Origin of the sequence: Streptomyces sp. SAT1 (genome assembly GCF_001654495.1) — a bacterium.
Classification (GTDB): Bacteria; Actinomycetota; Actinomycetes; order Streptomycetales; family Streptomycetaceae; genus Streptomyces; species Streptomyces andamanensis.
In genome coordinates, this window is the sequence record NZ_CP015849.1 from 7,039,779 (window position 1) to 7,053,165 (window position 13,387).

The 13,387-nt window shown below is 73.9% G+C and carries 12 protein-coding genes; 5 read left to right on the forward strand and 7 right to left on the reverse strand.

Features of this window, described 5'->3' with window-relative positions:
- Positions 1-127: 127 nt before the first annotated feature.
- Together A8713_RS30030 and A8713_RS30035 are read left to right on the forward strand one after the other, a co-directional pair.
- Positions 128-1,249, forward strand: a complete 1,122-nt coding sequence (locus A8713_RS30030) for an enolase C-terminal domain-like protein (RefSeq protein ID WP_064536870.1) — start codon at positions 128-130, stop codon at positions 1,247-1,249.
- A 203-nt stretch (positions 1,250-1,452) separates the two neighbouring features.
- A complete protein-coding gene (locus A8713_RS30035; RefSeq protein WP_064536871.1) occupies positions 1,453-2,250 on the forward strand; it encodes an SAM-dependent methyltransferase in 798 nt (265 codons plus the stop codon).
- 93 nt (positions 2,251-2,343) lie between these two features.
- Here the strand turns inward: A8713_RS30035 and A8713_RS30040 are convergent, their stop codons facing one another.
- The 3 genes from A8713_RS30040 to A8713_RS33900 form a co-directional block, all read right to left on the reverse strand.
- On the reverse strand, positions 2,344-2,538 hold the full coding sequence (locus A8713_RS30040) for an antitoxin (protein ID WP_064536872.1): 195 nt from the start codon (positions 2,536-2,538) through the stop codon (positions 2,344-2,346).
- A gap of 80 nt (positions 2,539-2,618) precedes the next feature.
- Positions 2,619-3,098 (reverse strand): ATP-binding protein, encoded by a 480-nt coding sequence (locus tag A8713_RS30045; protein WP_064536873.1) that lies wholly within the window; start codon positions 3,096-3,098, stop codon positions 2,619-2,621.
- Between the two features lie 130 nt (positions 3,099-3,228).
- Positions 3,229-3,384: a DUF6131 family protein gene (locus tag A8713_RS33900; protein ID WP_173860931.1), complete on the reverse strand. Its 156-nt coding sequence runs from the start codon at positions 3,382-3,384 to the stop codon at positions 3,229-3,231.
- 153 nt (positions 3,385-3,537) lie between these two features.
- Here A8713_RS33900 and A8713_RS30050 point away from each other — a divergent pair, with 153 nt between their 5' ends.
- The gene (locus tag A8713_RS30050) at positions 3,538-3,945 is read left to right on the forward strand and encodes a hypothetical protein (RefSeq protein ID WP_079159300.1); all 408 of its coding nucleotides are present in this window, start codon (positions 3,538-3,540) and stop codon (positions 3,943-3,945) included.
- 16 nt (positions 3,946-3,961) lie between these two features.
- Here A8713_RS30050 and A8713_RS30055 read toward each other — a convergent pair whose 3' ends face one another.
- A complete protein-coding gene (locus A8713_RS30055; protein WP_064536875.1) occupies positions 3,962-4,747 on the reverse strand; it encodes a polysaccharide deacetylase family protein in 786 nt (261 codons plus the stop codon).
- 258 nt (positions 4,748-5,005) lie between these two features.
- On the opposite strand from A8713_RS30055, the gene A8713_RS30060 reads away from it, so the two are divergent.
- The gene (locus tag A8713_RS30060; protein ID WP_107440840.1) at positions 5,006-8,380 is read left to right on the forward strand and encodes a pyruvate carboxylase; all 3,375 of its coding nucleotides are present in this window, start codon (positions 5,006-5,008) and stop codon (positions 8,378-8,380) included.
- A gap of 76 nt (positions 8,381-8,456) precedes the next feature.
- On the opposite strand, the gene A8713_RS30065 is transcribed toward A8713_RS30060, so the two are convergent.
- A complete protein-coding gene (locus tag A8713_RS30065; protein ID WP_064536876.1) occupies positions 8,457-9,047 on the reverse strand; it encodes a TetR/AcrR family transcriptional regulator in 591 nt (196 codons plus the stop codon).
- Positions 9,048-9,125: 78 nt separating this feature from the next.
- Here A8713_RS30065 and A8713_RS30070 point away from each other — a divergent pair, with 78 nt between their 5' ends.
- Positions 9,126-10,511 carry an FAD-dependent monooxygenase gene (locus A8713_RS30070; RefSeq protein ID WP_064536877.1) on the forward strand — a complete coding sequence of 462 codons (1,386 nt, stop codon included), beginning with the start codon at positions 9,126-9,128 and terminating at the stop codon, positions 10,509-10,511.
- A 31-nt stretch (positions 10,512-10,542) separates the two neighbouring features.
- On the opposite strand, the gene A8713_RS30075 is transcribed toward A8713_RS30070, so the two are convergent.
- A complete protein-coding gene (locus tag A8713_RS30075; RefSeq protein ID WP_064536878.1) occupies positions 10,543-11,817 on the reverse strand; it encodes an amidohydrolase in 1,275 nt (424 codons plus the stop codon).
- A 146-nt stretch (positions 11,818-11,963) separates the two neighbouring features.
- Complete coding sequence (locus A8713_RS30080) at positions 11,964-13,382, reverse strand: amino acid permease (RefSeq protein WP_064536879.1); 1,419 nt, start codon at positions 13,380-13,382, stop codon at positions 11,964-11,966.
- Between the last annotated feature and the right edge of the window lie 5 nt (positions 13,383-13,387).

Consider the following 13,387-nt stretch of genomic DNA (forward strand, 5'->3'; position numbering starts at 1 on the left):
CGCGGAGGTTCCGCCCCAGGGGTGACCCGGCGGTGTGTCGCGGACGCGGGTTTGACTCCCCGCTGCCGGGTCACACGCCCAGCCCGGCGCAAGCCGCCCACGAGCAGCCGGTCCGAAGGAGTCAGCCATGGTGTCCGAGCCGATCGACGCCGTCGACGTCCACGCCTTCGAGCTGTCCACCGACGGGCCCGGCGGCGCCGAGCAGGACGGCACCCTGGAGTGGCACTCGACCACGATGGTCCTGGTCCGGGTGCACGCGGGCGGCCGGACCGGCATCGGCTACACCTACGGGGACGTGTCGGTCGCCGTCTTCCTGTCCGGCGTCCTCGCCCCGCTGCTGACCGGCCGGGACGCGACCGCACCGGCCGCGCTGTGGGAGCCGATGGGGCGGCGGATGCGCAACGCCGGTCAGCCCGGCGTGGGCGCCATGGCCCTGTCCGCCGCCGACATCGCCCTGTGGGACCTCAAGGCCCGCCTGCTGGACCTGCCGCTCGTCCAGGTCCTGCCCGTCCACCACGACCGCGTCCCGGTCTACGGCAGCGGCGGCTTCACCAACTACCCCGAGGACCGCCTCGCGGACCAGCTCGCCGGCTGGGTGGAGCAGGGCATCCCCCGGGTGAAGCTGAAGACCTCGCGCCACCCCGAGCAGGATCCGCCGCGGCTGACCGCGGTCCGCCGGGCGATCGGCGACGCGCCCGCGCTGCTCGCCGACGCCAACGGCGCGCTGGGCCGGAAGGAGGCGCTGTACTGGACGCACCGCTTCCACGACGAGTGGGACGTGCGCTGGTTCGAGGAGCCGGTCGGCTCACCGGACACCGAGGGGCTGCGGATGCTGCGCGACCGCGGACCGGCGCGGCTGGAGATCGCCGCGGGGGAGTACGCCTACACCACCGGGGACTTCGCCGCTCTCGTCGACGGCGCCGCGGTGGACTGCCTCCAGGCCGACGTCACCCGCTGCGGCGGCATCACGGGCCTGCTGGAGGCGGCGGGGCTCGCGGCGGCCCGGCACCTGGACCTCTCGGCGCACTGCGCCCCCGCGGTCTCCGCCCACGCCTTCTGCGCGGTGCGGCGGCTGCGGCACCTGGAGTACTTCCACGACCATGTGCGCTTCGAGCGCCTGGTGTTCGACGGCACGCTCCCGCCCGTCGGCGGAGCCCTGCGGCCCGACCAGGGGCGGCCCGGACTCGGCCTGGAGGTCAAGTGGGCCGACGCCGAACCGCATCGTGTGCACGGGCGGCGGCCCGACTGAGCCGTCCCGGCGGCCCGGCGGAGAGGAGAAGGGGGGCCGTACGCGCCCCCGGCGGCCGCTTCCGCCGCTTCCGCCCGCCCCGGCCGTGCTGCCCGCGTGCGGCCGCCGCCCTTCGGCAACTGCCCTTATCAGCAGGCGAAACGGTGTGCGAGACTGCGGTGATCGACACCCCTTGCCCGTTCCACTCGCACGACGGAGTCCGCATGGCCACCGGTACCCCCGATCTCCCGTCCACCCCGACGATAGACACCAGCAAGGCCCATCCCGCCCGGGTGTACGACTGGCTGCTCGGCGGCAAGGACAACTACCCCGTGGACGAGGCCGTCGGCCGCCAGCTGCCCCCCGAGGCCCATGACGCGGCCCGGCAGAACCGGGCGTTCATGAACCGCGCCGCCGCCTGGCTCGCCGGGCGCGGCCTGGACCAGTTCCTCGACGTCGGCACGGGTATCCCCACCGAGCCCAACCTGCACCAGATCGTCCAGCGCACCGTCCCGACCGCCAGGATCGTCTACACCGACAACGACCCGATCGTGCTGCGGCACGCGGAGGCGCTGCTCGTCAGCCGCCCCGAGGGCGTCACCGACTACATCCAGGCCGATGTGCGCCACCCGGACCAGATCCTCGAACACGCCCGGCGGATACTGGACTTCGAGCGTCCCGTGGTCCTCTCGCTGATCGCGCTGATGCACTTCGTCCCCGACGACCAGGACGCCCACGGCATCGTCCGCGAGCTGGTGGCCGCGCTCCCCTCCGGCAGCCACCTGGTGCTGTCCCACGCGGCGTCCGACCTCTACCCGGAGCTGGCCGAGCAGGTCACCGCCGAGTACGCCAAGGGCGGCATCCGCCTCGGTTTCCGTACCCGCGCGGAGGTCGCCCGTTTCTTCGACGGTCTGGAACTCGTGGAGCCGGGTCTGGTGACGGCCACCGAGTGGGTCAAGGACGCTCCCGCGCCGCAGCCCGAGGGCAGCGGCATCTACGCCGGAGTCGCCCGCGTCCCCTGAGCGGGACCCGTCGCCCGGCGGCCGTGACGCGAGGAACGGCCCCGGCGTGATCACCCGCGGGTGATCACGCCGGGGCCGGGACGGGCCAAGGGGTCAGCGCGGCGGCTCGCCGGTGTCCCGGCCCTGGTCGCCGAGCTGTCCCCGGAGCTTGTCCTGGGCCGTGTCCACCTGGCCGCTGTACTTGCCCTGGGTGCGTTGGTCGACGTAGTCGCCGCCCTTGTCGATGCCTTTGCCGGCCTGCTCCTCGTGTCCCTTGAGCAGCCCCTTGAGCTTGTCCATCATGCCCATCGCGTACTCCTTCACGGCTCGTTCTCTTCCAGCATGGCCCGCCCGTCCGGGTGACGCATCCGCTGGCGCGGGCCGCCGGTTCACTGCTCGCGGGACGGCGCGGGCAGCAGCAACTGGGCGGTGATCTCCTTCCCGCTCTCACGGTCGGTGACCGTCAGGCTGTGGCTGAGCGCTTCGACGATCTCCAGCCCGTGACCGCCCACCCGGCGCCCGTCCGGCGGGCGGGGCCGGGGCGGCCGGGGGGAGGTGTCCCACACGCTGATCCGCACGAGCCCGGTGCGGGGCTCCGCTTCCAGGCACAGCCCGCAGGGGCCTGGGGCGTGCCGTACCGCGTTGGTGATCAGCTCGCTGACCACCAGTTGCGCGTCCTGTGCCACGCGGTCGGGGACGGTTGTGCGGCCGGTGACACGGACGTGGTCCAGGAACCCGCCGACAGCCGCTCGGGCTTCGGCGGCGCTGATCGCGCCACTGTCCCAGCGGACGTCCCAGCGCAGCGCTGCGGGCGTGCTCCCGTACCGGTCCGGCTCATCCGACGCCTTCTGCCTAAGCGGGATGGCCATATGGTTGCCTCAAACTGTCACACTGTGTTACTGCTCTTCCGATTGTCCGGTTACCCCGCCCCGCACGGAATAGACCACTCCCGTACGGGTGACATGAGGTCCGGGTGACGTCGAGGCGCTGCCGGGCCGGTCACCAGTAGTGGCGATGGCCCGCCACCGCGTGCCCCATGGCTCCCAGGATCCACAGCACCGCGCCGATCACGGCCAGGACGATGCCGATGGTCCACAGGATCGAGATGCCGGTGACGAAGCCGACGATGAGCAGAATGACGCCGACGAGGATCATGGCCGCCTCCTGTTGGGGGTAGTACTCCCTCCACTGTGCACCCAAAGAAGCCCCAACGGGTATGTATGCGCAGGAATCAGGACAAGAAGTTCCGGTCGCTCATGCAAGGCATTTCACGCAAGAGGTGTTTTCCTGCTCGGTGGAGGTGTGTCGGTGCGTACAGGACTGCTGCGTACGGTCGGGGCGGTGACGGCTGCCTACGGAGCCGTGGCGGCGTACCGGCCCGGCTGGCTGGCCCGGCCCGTGGGGCTGGTGGACCCGGCGGGGAACACCCATCCGCACACGGCCACGGCCCTGCGTCCGCTGGCCTGGCGCGACGCCGCCTCCGGGCTGGCCATGCTGCTCGCCCCGCGCGGCCCGGCCCTGGTCACCGCGACCGCCGTACGGATCGCCTCCGACGTCGGTGACGCGGTGCTGTTCGGCACCGGCTCGGGCAGCCGGGTCCGCCGGGCCGGCGCGGTCGTGACAGCGCTGGGCTGGGCCGCGGTGACGGTCGCCGCCCTGGCCGGTGGCCGGGGCGGCGGGGCGGACGGACCGGTCCCCGGGGGCCCGGGGAGCTGAGACGGCCGGGGCGGGGTCAGCGCACCGGGAAGCCGAAGGAGTAGCCCTGCTGCTTCAGCCAGGGCAGGACCTCGCGCAGCGCGGCCACGGTCTGGGAGCGGTCCCCGCCCGCGTCGTGGAAGAGGACGGTCGGCCCGTTGTGCAGCTCCCGCTTGACGGTGGCGACGATGGCCGCGGTGCCGGGGCGCTCGAAGTCCTTGGTGTCCACGTTCCAGCCCAGCGGCCGCATCCCCCGGCCCGCGGCCAGCTGGCGGCTGTAGGGGGTGAACGCGCCGCCCGGCGCCCGGTAGTACATCGGCCGGACGCCCCCGGAAGCGTCCGTGATCATCTTCTCGGCGTCGAGGATCTGCTGCGACTGGTAGGACTCCGGCTTGTGGTCCATGGAGGTGTCGTGGGACACCGTGTGGTCGCACAGCCGGTGCCCGGCGGCCACCACCGCCTTGACCATGTCGGGGTAGGCCTTGGCCTGCGTGCCGACCATGCAGAAGGTGGCCTTGACGTCGTACTCCCGCAGCACCTCCAGCACCTTGGGCGTCCAGTGCGGGTCGGGGCCGTCGTCGATGGTGATGTTCACGCCCCGGTCACCCTTGTCCGAGGCGTGCGCTATGGTCACCGCCACCTTCGCGGCCTTGCCCTGCTCGCCCGCCGCCGGGTTCGCCGAGGCGTCCGCGTGGGAGGAGTGACCGCCCGTCGGGTCGGCCTGCGCGGTCCACACCGAGGTCGCGGCGGCCACCGCGGTCACCCCGAGAGCCGCCGCCAGCACCCGCCCGTGCCAACCCCGTCCGCCACCGTGCCGCACCATGTCCCGCTCCGCTTCTCGCCGTCGCCGTGTTGCCCTGCACCCTGGATGACGGCCGGAGGGCCCCCGAGGATCCCGCTGTTACCGATCAAGGACAATTCCGCGGGCAACGCGCGACACAACGGCAGCGGCGGGGGCCTTCTGACGGCCCGTCGGGCGTATCGGCGCGACAGATCACGACGAGTGGCCCGGTTCATATGGCACGGCGCGGAGGTGACCGACACCATGGTCCTCGTCACCGGCAGGCCGAAGGGATCCAGGATGTTCCGCAAGGTACTGGTCGCCAACCGCGGCGAGATCGCCATTCGCGCGTTCCGCGCCGGATATGAACTGGGGGCGCGCACCGTCGCCGTCTTCCCGCACGAGGACCGCAACTCCCTGCACCGGCTGAAGGCCGACGAGGCCTACGAGATCGGCGAGCCGGGGCACCCGGTGCGGGCCTACCTCTCCGTGGAGGAGATCGTCGCGGCGGCGCGCCGGGCCGGTGCCGACGCCGTCTACCCGGGCTACGGGTTCCTGTCCGAGAACCCGGAACTGGCGCGCGCCTGCGAGCGGGCGGGCATCGCCTTCGTCGGACCGGACGCCGACACCCTCGAACTCACCGGGAACAAGGCCCGCGCGGTGGCCGCCGCGCGGGCGGCCGGGGTACCGGTGCTCGGCTCCTGCGCCCCCTCCACGGACATCGACGAACTCGTCCGCGCCGCCGAGGACGTCGGGTTCCCGGTGTTCGTCAAGGCCGTCGCGGGCGGCGGCGGGCGCGGGATGCGCCGGGTCGAGAGCCCGGCGACGCTGCGCGAGTCCATCGAGGCCGCCTCCCGCGAGGCCGCCTCCGCCTTCGGCGACCCGACCGTCTTCCTGGAGAAGGCCGTCGTCGAACCGCGCCACATCGAGGTGCAGATCCTCGCCGACTCCACCGGCGAGGTCATCCACCTCTTCGAGCGCGACTGCTCGGTGCAGCGCCGCCACCAGAAGGTCATCGAGCTGGCCCCCGCGCCGAACCTGGACCCGGAGCTGCGGGAGCGGATCTGCGCCGACGCGGTGCGCTTCGCCCGCGAGATCGGCTACCGCAACGCGGGCACCGTGGAGTTCCTCCTCGACCGCGAGGGCCGCCATGTCTTCATCGAGATGAACCCGCGCATCCAGGTCGAGCACACGGTGACCGAGGAGGTCACGGACGTCGACCTGGTCCAGGCCCAGCTGTGCATCGCCGCCGGGGAGACCCTGGCCGACCTCGGTCTCTCCCAGGACACCGTGCGGCTGCGGGGCGCGGCCCTGCAGTGCCGCATCACCACCGAGGACCCGGCCAACGGCTTCCGGCCCGACACCGGGCGGATCAGCGCCTACCGCTCCCCGGGCGGCTCCGGCATCCGGCTGGACGGCGGGACCACGCACGCCGGGACGGAGATCAGCGCCCACTTCGACTCCATGCTGGTCAAACTGACCTGCCGGGGACGGGACTTCAAGGCCGCGATCGGCCGGGCCCGGCGCGCGGTGGCCGAGTTCCGCATCCGCGGGGTCGCCACCAACATCCCCTTCCTCCAGGCCGTCCTGGACGACCCGGACTTCCAGGCCGGGCAGGTCACCACCTCGTTCATCGAGCAGCGCCCGCACCTGCTCACCGCCCGCTCCTCCGCCGACCGCGGCACCAAACTGCTCACCTATCTCGCGGACGTGACGGTCAACAAGCCGCACGGCGAGCGGCCCGAGACCGTCGACCCGGTCACCAAGCTGCCGCCGCTGCCCGCCGGCGAGCCGCCGGCCGGCTCCCGGCAGCGGCTGGTCGAACTCGGCCCCGAGGGCTTCGCCCGCCGGCTGCGCGAGTCGCCCGGACTCGGCGTCACCGACACCACCTTCCGCGACGCCCACCAGTCCCTGCTGGCCACCCGGGTGCGCACCAAGGACCTGCTGGCCGCCGCGCCCGCCGTGGCTCATACCCTGCCCGGACTGCTCTCCCTGGAGTGCTGGGGCGGCGCCACCTACGACGTCGCGCTGCGCTTCCTCGCCGAGGACCCCTGGGAACGGCTGGCCGCGCTGCGCGAGGCGGTGCCCAACATCTGCCTCCAGATGCTGCTGCGCGGCCGCAACACCGTGGGGTACACCCCGTACCCGACCGAGGTCACCGACGCCTTCGTCCAGGAGGCGGCGGCCACCGGCATCGACATCTTCCGCATCTTCGACGCGCTCAACGACGTCGGCCAGATGCGCCCGGCCATCGACGCCGTGCGGGAGACCGGGACTGCCGTCGCCGAGGTCGCCCTGTGCTACACGGCCGACCTGTCCGACCCCGCCGAGCGCCTCTACACCCTGGACTACTACCTGCGGCTGGCCGAGCGGATCGTCGAGGCGGGCGCGCACGTCCTGGCCGTCAAGGACATGGCCGGACTGCTGCGGGCCCCCGCCGCGGCCACCCTGGTCACGGCCCTGCGCCGCGAGTTCGGCCTCCCGGTCCATCTGCACACCCACGACACGGCGGGCGGCCAGCTCGCCACCTACCTGGCCGCGGCGCAGGCGGGCGTCGACGCGGTGGACGGCGCGGTCGCCTCCATGGCCGGCACCACCTCCCAGCCGTCGCTGACGGCGCTCGTGGCCGCCACCGACCACTCCGAGCGGCCCACCGGCCTGGACCTGAAGGCCGTCGGCGACCTGGAGCCGTACTGGGAGGGCGTCCGCAGGATCTACGCGCCCTTCGAGGCGGGCCTCGCCGCGCCGACCGGGCGCGTCTACCACCACGAGATCCCCGGCGGCCAGCTCTCCAACCTGCGCACCCAGGCGGTCGCCCTCGGCCTCGGCGACCGCTTCGAGGACATCGAGGCGATGTACGCGGCCGCCGACCGCATCCTGGGCCGCCTCGTCAAGGTCACACCGTCCTCCAAGGTGGTCGGCGACCTCGCCCTGCACCTGGTGGGCGCCGGGGTCGACCCGGCGGACTTCGAGCGGACCCCGGACCGGTTCGACATCCCCGACTCCGTCATCGGCTTCCTCCGCGGCGAGCTGGGCACCCCGCCCGGCGGCTGGCCCGAACCCTTCCGCACCAAGGCGCTCCAGGGCCGCGCCGAGGCCAGGACCGTCGCCGAGCTGAGCGCCGAGGACCGCGAGGGCCTGGACAAGAACCGGCGTGCCACCCTCAACCGGCTCCTGTTCCCCGGCCCGACGCGCGCCTTCGAACAGCACCGCCAGACCTACGGCGACACCAGCGTGCTGGACAGCAAGGACTTCTTCTACGGGCTGCGCCCCGCCACGGAGTACGCCGTCGATCTCGAACCGGGCGTCCGGCTGCTGATCGAGCTCCAGGCGGTCGGCGAGGCGGACGAGCGCGGTATGCGCACGGTGATGTCCTCGCTCAACGGCCAGCTCCGCCCGGTCCAGGTGCGCGACACCGCCGCCGCCTCCGACGTCCCGGTGACGGAGAAGGCGGACCGCGGCGATCCGGGCCATGTCGCGGCGCCGTTCGCCGGGGTGGTCACACTGGCGGTCGCCGAGGGCGAGGAGGTGGCGGCCGGGGCGATGGTGGCCACCATCGAGGCGATGAAGATGGAGGCCGCGATCACGGCCCCGCGCGCCGGCCGGGTGCGCCGGCTCGCCATCAACCGCATCCAGCAGGTGGAGGGCGGCGACCTGCTGATCGAGGTGGGCTGACCCGCCACGCGCCCGCGCGGACGAGGGGGCGCCGACCGGCCGGGAACGGCGGGCGGCGCCCCCTCGCCGTGCGCCCTCAGGACTCCCGCGGGGCGGGCACGTCCCGGCCGTTGAGCGCCCGGTAGGCGAACCGGGTGACGGCCTCCACGGCCTCGCCCTCGGGGAGGTCGGACCACGGCTGGGTGACGCTGTCGAACGTCGCGGCCAGCAGGGTGAGGGTGGCCTCGGGGGAGGCCGGGAGGTCGGAGACGTGGCGGAGGTGACCGCGCAGGTCGTCGAGCTGGGCGCGCCGCCAGTGCCGCAGGGTCGCGGCCAGTTCCTCGCTGACCAGGGACGCCTGGTGCAGTGCGAGCAGGGTGGCGGCGTGCTCCCGGTACACCCGCACATAGGCGGCGACATGGAAGCGGATCGCGTCCGGGTCGGTGAAGTCCGCTTTGTGCTCCGCGGTGTCCGCGGTGCGGTCGCCGGCCGCCGAGACCTCCGCGAGCAGGGCCTCCAGCAGCTCCTGCTTGCCCGCGAAGTGGTTGTAGAAGGAGCCCGCCGAGCGCCCGGCCTCGGCCGTGATGTCGGTGATCTTGGTGTTCAGGTACCCGCGCGTGGTGAACAGCCGCTTGGCCGCCGCGATCAGCGCCTCTCTGGTCTCGGCCGCCTGTACCGAACGTTTCACGCCACTCTCCTCGTGACCTTGACAGGGCACGCTAGCAGCCCCCAGAGTGAATTTGAATTCAGTGAATGGAGATTCAGTATGCGGGTTCTCATCGTCGGCGCCGGACCCACCGGACTGACCCTCGGCATCGACCTGGCGCGGCGCGGAGTGGAGGTGCGGATCGTCGACAAGGCCCGGGAGTTCTTCGCCGGATCGCGCGGCGACGGCATCCAGCCCCGCACCCTGGAGGTCCTCGACGACCTCGGCGTACTGGAGGCCGTCCTGAAGGAGGGCGCGCCGCCCGCCCCGATCCGCGTCCACCTCGACGGCCGCACCGTGGGCGAACGCCGGATGTTCGAACCGCGCGAGCCGCGCCCCGACGTGCCGTACCCCAACCCCTGGGTCCTCGGCCAGTCCCAGCTGGAGGGCATCCTGCGCGCCCGGCTCGCCGAGTTCGGTGTGCGGGTCGAGTCGGGCACCGCGCTGGTGGGCCTGGAGCAGGACGCCGACGGGGTGACCGCCCGGCTCTCCACCGGCGAGAGCGACCGGGCGGACCACCTGGTCGGCGCCGACGGCGGCGCCAGCTTCGTGCGCAAGGCGATCGGCGTGGCCTTCCCCGGCACCACCGACGAGACGTTCCGCATGCTGATCGGCGATGTGCGCGCCCCGGACCTCGACCCGGCCTTCGGCCACTGGTTCGCCGCGGGCGACGACCCGGCGGAGGGCGTCGGCCTGTCGCCGCTGCCGGGCACCGGCATGTTCCAGTTCGTCACCCGGCTCGGCACGGGCGACGACGCCTCGCTCACCACCATGCAGGCGGCGCTGGACCGGTTCTCGGCGGGCGTGCGCCTCACCGGACACGGCTGGTCGACGGTGTGGCGGCCCAATGTGCGCCTCGCCGACCGCTACCGCTCCGGCCGGGTCTTCCTGGCCGGCGACGCCGCGCACGTCCACCCGCCGACCGGCGGCCAGGGCATGAACACCGGTGTCCAGGACGCCTACAACCTCGGCTGGCGGCTGGCCGCCGGACACGACCTCGACGGCTACGAGCGCGAGCGGCGCGCCGTCGCGGCGCGCGTCCTCGGCGCCACCACCGCGCTGCTGAAGCGCTACACCGAGGGCCGCGAGGACGCCTACCGGCGCGGCGAGGAGAACTACGGCCTCGACATCACCTACCGCGCCCCCGGCGCCACCGGCCACCTGGTCACCGGCGACCGGGCGCCCGACGCCCCGGTCCTGGACGCGACCGGCGCCCGGGTGCGGCTCTTCGACCTGTTCCGGGGCCCGCACCCCACCCGCCTCGTCTTCGGCGCCGACGCCCCGGTGGGGGAGCCGCACACCTACGCCGTACTGCGCCCCGAAGAGCGGCCCGGCCCCGGGCAGGGCGGCGCGTACGTGACCGACGTGGACGGCCACGCCCATGCGGCCTACGGGGCGTCTTTGGGCGACACCTTCGCCGTCCGCCCGGACGGCTATCTGGCCTGAGCCGGCGGCCCCGCGCGGCGGCGGCCCTACCTCAGCGGTCCCCGGCGTCCCCGCCGCCGGCCAGCCAGGCGCGGGCGGCGGCGGTCAGCGTGGTGACGCCCGTGCGCAGGGTCGGTTCGACGACCGGCGCGAAGAGCGGCGAGTGGTTGGACGGCAGGTCGTGGGCGATCCGGGCCAGTTCATCGAAGGTGCGGGCCGCGGCGAAGGCCGCCGGGTCGGCGCCGCCCAGCAGCCAGTAGACGCAGGGCGCCCCGGCGGCCGCGGCCAGCACACCGATGTCCTCGCTGCCGGTGGCCGGCCCCGGATCGACCACCCGCGTCTCGCCCAGCGCCCCCGCGAGCGCCCGCCGGGTCAGCGCGGACGCCTCGGGGTCGTTGACGACCGCCGGGAACGACTCGGTGCACGAGATCTCCGGATCACGCGGCGCGCCCGAGGCGGCGGCCTCGGCCCGGACGATCCGCTCCACGGCCGCCAGGACCGCGGTGCGCACCGCGGGTTCGAAGGTGCGCACGCTCAGCAGCAGCTCGGCGCGGTCCGCGATGACGTTGGGCTTGTTCCCGGCGTGCAGGGCGCCCACGGTGACCACCGCGGTGGAGGTCCCCGCGATCTCCCTGGCGACGATGCCCTGGAGCCGCAGCACCGTCGCCGCGGCCATGACGACCGGGTCGACACACGCCTCGGGCCGGGACCCGTGGCCGCCGCTGCCGTGCAGCACGACGCGCAGCGAGTCGGACGCGGCGAACGCGGGCCCGGCGTGCAGCCCCACGTACCCGGCGGGCAGCGGCGCCACGTGCTGGCCGAGGACGACCCGCGGCCGGGCGAACCGCTCGAACAGCCCGTCGTCGATCATCGCCTGCGCGCCCCGGCCGACCTCCTCCGCGGGCTGGAGCACCAGCAGCAGCGTGCCCCGCCAGGAGGCGCGGTCCGCGGCGAGCGCCGCCGCGGCGCCCAGCAGACAGCTGACGTGCACGTCGTGGCCGCAGGCGTGCATCAGGGGCACCGCGTTGCCGTCCCCGTCGGTGGCCCGCGCGGAGCTGGCGTAGGGCAGGCCCGTGCGCTCCTCCACGGGCAGGGCGTCCATGTCGGCGCGCAGGGCCACGACGGGCCCCTCGCCGTTGCGCAGCACACCGACGACGCCGGTGCCGCCGATCCCGGTGGCGGTCTCGTACCCGGCGCCGCGCAGCCGGCCGGCGGCGATCTGCGTGGTGCGGTGCTCGCAGAAGGCGAGTTCGGGATGGGCGTGCAGGTCGCGGTAGAGGTCGGCGAGGGCGGACGTGTCGGGGTGCGGGGAGGACGTGCTGGGCATCGTGCCACCTTCCGGTGCTCGGGACCGGCGCAGCCGCCGGGACGTACCGCTCGCCCTCAACATAACCAGCGCGGCCCGCCGGTACGCGCTGGTGGCGCCGGACCCCCGACGCGCCGCGTGTCCCGGCCGGGCCGGGCGGGTCCGGCTCAGGCCGCCCGGGAGCGGCGGGCCGCCATCACCGCGTACACGAGGACACCCGCGAACAGGAACAGCACCCCCTGGTACACGGCGGCGTAGCCCGCGCCCGCGACGAGCCACAGCGAGAAGGCGGCGGCCACCGAGGCGACCACGCCGTCCCGCACCAGACGGCCCCGGTCCACCCGGTCGCGGTGCCCGGAGACCAGGTGGAAGATCTGCGCGGCCGTGGCCAGCAGATAGGGCACGGTCGCGGTGAACGTGGTGACGAGGACGAGGACCCGGAAGACCCCGGCCGAGCCGGAGGCGTAGTTGTAGACGGTGAGCAGCGAGGCGAGGACCACGGTGACGCCCACCCCGAAGGTCGGCACCCCGCGTCGGCGCCGTGCGAAGGCCGCCGGGAACAGCCCGTCCCGGGCGGCGGCGTACGGTGTCTGGGCGCTCAGCAGGGTCCAGCCGTTGAGGCAGCCGGTCATCGACACCAGGGCGGCCAGCGCCACGGCCCAGCCGCCCCAGGAACCGCCGAACATGGCGTTCACGGCGTCCGAGAAGGGGGCGCCGGACTCCACCAGACGGCTGTGCGCGACCGTGCCGAAGACGGACAGCGTGCCCAGCAGATAGACGAGGGCCGCGCCGGTGGTGCCGATGACGGTGGCCCGGCCGACGTTGCGCCGGGGGTTCCTGACCTCGCCCGCGCTGACCGCGGCCGACTCCACGCCCAGGTAGGAGAAGAGCAGCAGCGCGGCGGAGGCGGAGACCGCGCCGACCGCGCTGCCGCCGACGGCGTGGAAGGGGCCGAGGTTGCGCGGGTCGAAGAAGAACAGCCCGCCGATCGCGACCAGCAGCAGCGGAACCAGCTTCAGCACCGTCGAGACCACCTGCACCGCCCCCACGTAGCGGGTGCCCGCGAAGTTGGCGAGCGCGGGCAGCCACTGGAGGGCGAGCGCGGCCAGGCACGCGGTCCAGCGGTGGCCGTTCACCGGGATCAGTACGTCCAGATAGCCGACCGCGGCGACGGCGAGCGCGGCGTTCGACACCCAGGTGGTGATCCAGTACGCCCAGGCCGCGAGGAAGCCCGCGAAGTCGCCGAAGGCCTCACGGGCGTAGACGTAGGGCCCGCCGGTGCGCGGATCGCGCTGGGCGAGCCGGCCGAAGACCAGCGCGAGGGCCACGGCCCCGGCGGTCAGGACGCCGAAGGCGACCAGGCTGACCGTGCCGTACGGGGCGACGGACGCCGGGAGCAGGAAGATGCCGCCGCCGATGATGTTGCCCATGACCAGGGCGGTGGCGACCGGCAGACCGAAGCGGCGGGCGTGCCTGCCGGGGGAGGGAGCCCCTTCGCCCGTGGGAGTGGTCCCGGCGGGAGCGGGGGCCGCGGGGGTCTCCCGCGCGGCCGTGGCCGGCTGCGGGACGGTCCCGGGGACGTGCATGGGGT

What these genes read in the sequence shown, in the direction of transcription:
- A8713_RS30045 (WP_064536873.1), bottom strand. Translation starts at nt 3,098, where the DNA reads ATGGCCATCCCGCTTAGGCAGAAGGCGTCGGATGAGCCGGACCGGTAC.
- A8713_RS30030 (WP_064536870.1), top strand. Translation starts at nt 128, where the DNA reads ATGGTGTCCGAGCCGATCGACGCCGTCGACGTCCACGCCTTCGAGCTG.
- A8713_RS33900 (WP_173860931.1), bottom strand. Translation starts at nt 3,384, where the DNA reads ATGATCCTCGTCGGCGTCATTCTGCTCATCGTCGGCTTCGTCACCGGC.
- A8713_RS30055 (WP_064536875.1), bottom strand. Translation starts at nt 4,747, where the DNA reads ATGGTGCGGCACGGTGGCGGACGGGGTTGGCACGGGCGGGTGCTGGCG.
- A8713_RS30075 (WP_064536878.1), bottom strand. Translation starts at nt 11,817, where the DNA reads ATGCCCAGCACGTCCTCCCCGCACCCCGACACGTCCGCCCTCGCCGAC.
- A8713_RS30035 (WP_064536871.1), top strand. Translation starts at nt 1,453, where the DNA reads ATGGCCACCGGTACCCCCGATCTCCCGTCCACCCCGACGATAGACACC.
- A8713_RS30080 (WP_064536879.1), bottom strand. Translation starts at nt 13,382, where the DNA reads ATGCACGTCCCCGGGACCGTCCCGCAGCCGGCCACGGCCGCGCGGGAG.
- A8713_RS30070 (WP_064536877.1), top strand. Translation starts at nt 9,126, where the DNA reads ATGCGGGTTCTCATCGTCGGCGCCGGACCCACCGGACTGACCCTCGGC.
- A8713_RS30060 (WP_107440840.1), top strand. Translation starts at nt 5,006, where the DNA reads ATGTTCCGCAAGGTACTGGTCGCCAACCGCGGCGAGATCGCCATTCGC.
- A8713_RS30040 (WP_064536872.1), bottom strand. Translation starts at nt 2,538, where the DNA reads ATGGGCATGATGGACAAGCTCAAGGGGCTGCTCAAGGGACACGAGGAG.